5 protein-coding genes and 1 pseudogene are annotated in these 4,185 nt (G+C 70.9%); 2 read left to right on the top strand and 4 right to left on the bottom strand.

Annotation, left to right across the window (positions count from 1 at the left end; all coding sequences use genetic code 11):
• Positions 1–364: 364 nt before the first annotated feature.
• Positions 365–1,261: a LysR family transcriptional regulator gene (locus A7A76_RS14160; RefSeq protein WP_206411793.1), complete on the bottom strand. Its 897-nt coding sequence runs from the start codon at positions 1,259–1,261 to the stop codon at positions 365–367.
• A 100-nt stretch (positions 1,262–1,361) separates the two neighbouring features.
• Here A7A76_RS14160 and A7A76_RS14165 point away from each other — a divergent pair, with 100 nt between their 5' ends.
• Entirely contained in the window at positions 1,362–1,958 is a 597-nt protein-coding gene (locus A7A76_RS14165; protein ID WP_206411794.1) for a short chain dehydrogenase, read from the top strand.
• A gap of 82 nt (positions 1,959–2,040) precedes the next feature.
• On the opposite strand, the pseudogene A7A76_RS26620 reads toward A7A76_RS14165, so the two are convergent.
• Positions 2,041–2,106: pseudogene (locus tag A7A76_RS26620) on the bottom strand (DUF6053 domain-containing protein); the annotation flags it as partial.
• Here A7A76_RS26620 and A7A76_RS26625 point away from each other — a divergent pair.
• Entirely contained in the window at positions 2,078–2,224 is a 147-nt protein-coding gene (locus A7A76_RS26625) for a DUF6053 domain-containing protein (RefSeq protein WP_428995152.1), read from the top strand. The pseudogene A7A76_RS26620 and the gene A7A76_RS26625 overlap by 29 nt on opposite strands.
• On the opposite strand, the gene A7A76_RS14170 is transcribed toward A7A76_RS26625, so the two are convergent.
• Together A7A76_RS14170 and pepQ are read right to left on the bottom strand one after the other, a co-directional pair.
• A complete protein-coding gene (locus tag A7A76_RS14170) occupies positions 2,202–2,642 on the bottom strand; it encodes a YybH family protein (protein WP_206411795.1) in 441 nt (146 codons plus the stop codon). The two genes, A7A76_RS26625 and A7A76_RS14170, sit on opposite strands and share 23 nt — an antisense overlap.
• 37 nt (positions 2,643–2,679) lie before the next feature.
• Positions 2,680–4,008: a Xaa-Pro dipeptidase gene (gene pepQ / locus A7A76_RS14175; RefSeq protein ID WP_206411796.1), complete on the bottom strand. Its 1,329-nt coding sequence runs from the start codon at positions 4,006–4,008 to the stop codon at positions 2,680–2,682.
• Positions 4,009–4,185: the final 177 nt, after the last annotated feature.

The raw sequence follows: 4,185 nt of genomic DNA on the forward strand, positions 1-4,185 counted from the left end.
GAAATCCGATTGCCGCACAACCCGCTCGCGACACCCTCACTACACCCATTCACGGCGCCCCCCCTATCGTCATGCCCGCGAAGGCGGGCATCCAGGGCTTCACCGATGCATGACTCTGAAGTCTCTGGACCCCCGCCTTCGCGGGGATGGCGGGGTGAGAGAGACGGCGCAGATTCGAAGGAAGCGCCGCGCAAGCCACCTGTCGTCATGACGGAGTGAGCGCAGAGCCATAAATCGAATCGACAACGCAGCGACTGTAGGAGCGGCGCGAGCCGCGACCGCGGCACCTCGCCTTCGGCGAAAGCTTCGTCGTAGTCGGGTTGCCGCGGTCGCGGCTTGCGCCGCTCCTACACGCGGACTTCCGTTATTCCCGCGGCCCCAACGTCTCCATCACCAACTCCACGAACCGGCTCAGTTTCGGCACCGGCTGGCGGTCGCGCGGGTACAGCAGGTGCACCGGCCGCGGCGGCGGCAGGTCGTTCTCGAACAGCGGCACCAGGCGGCCGGCGGCGATGTCTTCGGCCAGCAGCACCTCGGGCTGCAGCACGATCCCGCAGCCGTCCAACGCCGCGCGCCGCAGCGCTTCGCCGTGGTTGGAGGCGAACCGGCCGTTGAGTTGCAAGGCCTCGCCGCCGAGGCTGGCGAAGCGCCAGCCGGCGTTGGGATGCCACAGCAGGTGGTTGAGGCAGCTGTGCCCGGCCAGCTCGGCCGGGCTCGCCGGCGTACCGCGCTCGCGCAGGTACGACGGCGCCGCGCAGACCATCATCCGGTACGGCCGCAGCGGCCGCGCGACCAGGCGGTCGGAATCGGCCAGCGGCCCGATCCGGATCGCCGCATCGATGCCTTCGGCGATCAGGTCGGTCATGCGGTCCTCCAGCGCCAGATCCACGCTGACCTCGGGATAGGCGCGCAGATAAGCGGTGACCAGCGGCGCGATCGAGACCGTGCCCAAGGTCAGCGGCGCGCTGACGCGCAGGTGGCCGCGCGGACGCGCGCCATCGCCCAGGCGCTCGCTCACCGTCTCGGCGCGGCGCACCTGTTCCAGCACCTGCCGCGCCTCGGCCAGGAACGCCGCGCCGACCTCGGTCAGGCGCTGCTTGCGCGTATCGCGCTGCAACAGCCGCGCGCCCAGCCGCTCTTCGAGCTGGCGCACATGCTTGCCGACCATCACCGCCGACAGCCGCTGCGCCTGCGCGGCGGCGGCGAAGCTGCCGGTGTCGGCGACCGAAACGAACACCGCCATCGCGCGCAGCAGGTCCATGGCTAACTCAGGGTTAGGGGTGCGCGAAATGCTAGCGCATTCACCGCGCCCGGCCCGGCGCGCAGACTGGGCGCCTGTTCTCCTTCCCCCAGGAACCGTCATGAAGATCCTGCTCGTCGGCGCCACCGGCACCCTCGGCCGCGCCATCGCCCAGACCCTGTCCCACCACGAAGTCCTCGCCGCCGGCCGCAGCAGCGCGCAGTACCCGGTCGACATCACCGACGACGCCAGCGTCGAGGCGCTGTTGCGCAAGACCGGCAAGCTCGACGCGATCGTCTCCGCCGCCGGCGCGCTGCACTTCGGCCCGCTCGGCGAGATGAAGCCGGCCGAGTTCGCCCTCGGCCTCAACGACAAGCTGCTCGGCCAGGTGCGGCTGGCGCTGCTGGGCCAGCACCATCTCAACGACGGCGGCTCGATCACCCTGACCACCGGCATCGTCTCGGCCGAGCCGATCCGCGGCGGCGCCAACGCCAGCGCGGTCAACCGCGCGCTGGAAGGTTTCGTCGCCGGCGCCGCCTGCGAACTGCCGCGCGGGCTGCGCATCAACGCGGTCAGCCCGAACGTGCTGAGCGAATCGATGGACGCTTACGGCGCGTTCTTCCCCGGCTTCGAGCCGGTGCCGGCCGCGCGCGCGGCGCTGGCCTACCAGCGCAGCGTCGAGGGCGTGCAGAGCGGGCGTACCTTCAACGTCTGGTGAGGCTCGCGGCGGCTCGGGCAGGCGCTGCGCGGCCTGCCCGGGCACGCAGCGCCAACCCTGCGAGGTGAGCGCGCAGGTGTCGCTATAAACAGCCTGCGAGCCCGAAGCGTTGCGCTCTTGTGGGAGGGCCTTCAGGCCCGATGCTCTTGTCTCAGGTCGCGGCTATCCGAAACAAAAGCCTCGGGCCTGAAGGCCCTCCCACAAGAGCGGGCGCGCAAGGCCCGCCTGCAAGAAGCGACGCGGCTACTCGGCCCCGTTGCGCATGAGCAGCGCCTTGCCGCTGGCGTGATCGACCGGCGCGGAGGTGTGCTCGTGCACGATCTTCCAATCCGCGCCGCGGCGCTGCAGCACCAGGCTGATGCGGTTATCGAGCGAACGCAGGCGGGCGCCGTCGGCGCCGTGCGCCGCGAAGGTCAGCACGGCGTGGCCGTAAGCCAGCGCGCCGTCGGCGCGCGACTGCGCCTGGGCGTACGTCACCGCGACGGTTTCCGCGCCGAGCGAGGAGAACCAGTCCTGCGCCATCGCCCGCCATGCCGGCAGGCCGCGCAGCTCCCAGCGGCCCCACAGGTCGAACACGTGCACGTCGTCGGCATAGAGCGCGGCGAAGGCGTCGGCGTCCTTGGCCGCGACCGCCGCGGCGTAGGCGTGCAGCGCGGCGAGGAAGGGATCGCGGGTCTCGTTCATCGCGGCGCTCCGGTGGCGGTGGGACAGGGTGCGGCGCTCAGGCCGCGGCGAATTCTTCGCGGGTCAGGTTGATCGGCGCGTCGTCGGTGCAGACCACATCGTCCTCGATGCGGATGCCGCCGAACGGACGGAACCGGTCGATGCGCGCCCAATCCACGCTGTCGCGATGCTCGCCGCGCTGCAGGCCGTCGAGCAGCAGATCGACGAAGTACAGGCCCGGCTCGATCGTCACCGCCATGCCCGGCTCCAGTACCCGGGTCAGGCGCAGATACGGATGCCCGGCGGGCTTGTCGATGCGCCCGCCGCGGTCGCTGGCGGCGAAGCCGGCGACTTCGTGCACCTGCAGGCCGATGCCGTGGCCGATGCCGTGCGGGAAGAACACGTTGCTGACGCCGTTGGCCACGGCCGCTTCCGGCGAGACCTTGAGCACGCCGAAATCCTTGAGGATGCCGGCCAGGGCCAGGTGCGCGTCCAGGTGCAACTGCTTGTAGTCGAAGCCGGCGCGGACCTGCGCGCACATGCGCTGCTGGGCTGCGTCGACCGCGTCGATCAGCGCCTGGAATTCGCCATCGGCATCCGCGGCGTAGGTGCGGGTGATGTCGCAGGCGTAGCCGGCGTGGCTGGCGCCGGCGTCGATCAGGAAGCTGCGCGACTGCGCCGGCGCTTCGCGGCCGAGTTCCATGTAGTGCAGCACCGCGCCGTTTTCGTTGAGCGCGACGATGTTGCCGTACGGCAACTCGTTGGCGTCCTGGCGCGCGGCGGCGCAGTAGGCCAGGTGGATGTCGAACTCGCTGGCGCCGGCGCGGAACGCGGCCTCGGCGGCGCGGTGCGCGCGCACGCCCGTGCGCGTGGCTTCGCGCATCATCGCGACCTCGTAGGGCGTCTTGAACGCGCGGTGGTATTCCAGGTAGTCGATCACCGCCTGCGGATTGTTCGGCGCGTACTCGCCGAGCGCGCTCTGCGGCTCGCCGAGGATGGCGCAGCGCGCCGGATCCTTGGGCAGGTGCGGCAGCGCTTCGGCCGGCTCGCGGATCACGATCACTTCGAAATGCTCGACCCAGGCGCCGCTGGGCGCCTGCGGCACCACGTGCCAGTAGTCGAAGGGCTGCAGGTAGATCAGCTTGGGCGTGGCGCCGGGGGTGAAGACCAGCCAGCTGCCGGGGTTGCGCACCAGCGGCACCCAGGCCTTGAACTGCGGGTTGACCGCGTAGGGATAGTCGCGGTCGTCGAAGACCTGGTAGTGCAGGGTGCCGCTGGGGACCACCAGATGGTCGAAGCCGCCGCGTTCCAGCGCTTGCGCGGCGCGGCGCTGCTGTTCGGCGAAGTGCTGCGCGTAGAGGTCGGCGAGGGCGGCGGAAGCGGTCATGGCGGCGGGCTTGAGGGGCTGGCGGTGAGGCCGGAATCGCCATTTTGCCGTATCCGCGCGGGGTGGGGCTTGCGGGATCGGGTGCGGTGGCGCTTGCCCTCACCCCAACCCGCGCCCCGGCCCGAACGCAGAGCGTTCGGGCGTTCGGTGCTGCGCGAGCCGATGGCTCGCAAGCGC

The organism is Lysobacter enzymogenes (assembly GCF_017168095.1).
GTDB classification, from domain to species: domain Bacteria; phylum Pseudomonadota; class Gammaproteobacteria; order Xanthomonadales; family Xanthomonadaceae; genus Lysobacter; species Lysobacter enzymogenes_D.

Bases quoted from the DNA above. Each gene is read 5' to 3' on its own strand.
- A7A76_RS14165 (WP_206411794.1), top strand. From the start codon at position 1,362: ATGAAGATCCTGCTCGTCGGCGCCACCGGCACCCTCGGCCGCGCCATC.
- A7A76_RS14170 (WP_206411795.1), bottom strand. From the start codon at position 2,642: ATGAACGAGACCCGCGATCCCTTCCTCGCCGCGCTGCACGCCTACGCC.
- pepQ (WP_206411796.1), bottom strand. From the start codon at position 4,008: ATGACCGCTTCCGCCGCCCTCGCCGACCTCTACGCGCAGCACTTCGCC.
- A7A76_RS14160 (WP_206411793.1), bottom strand. From the start codon at position 1,261: ATGGACCTGCTGCGCGCGATGGCGGTGTTCGTTTCGGTCGCCGACACC.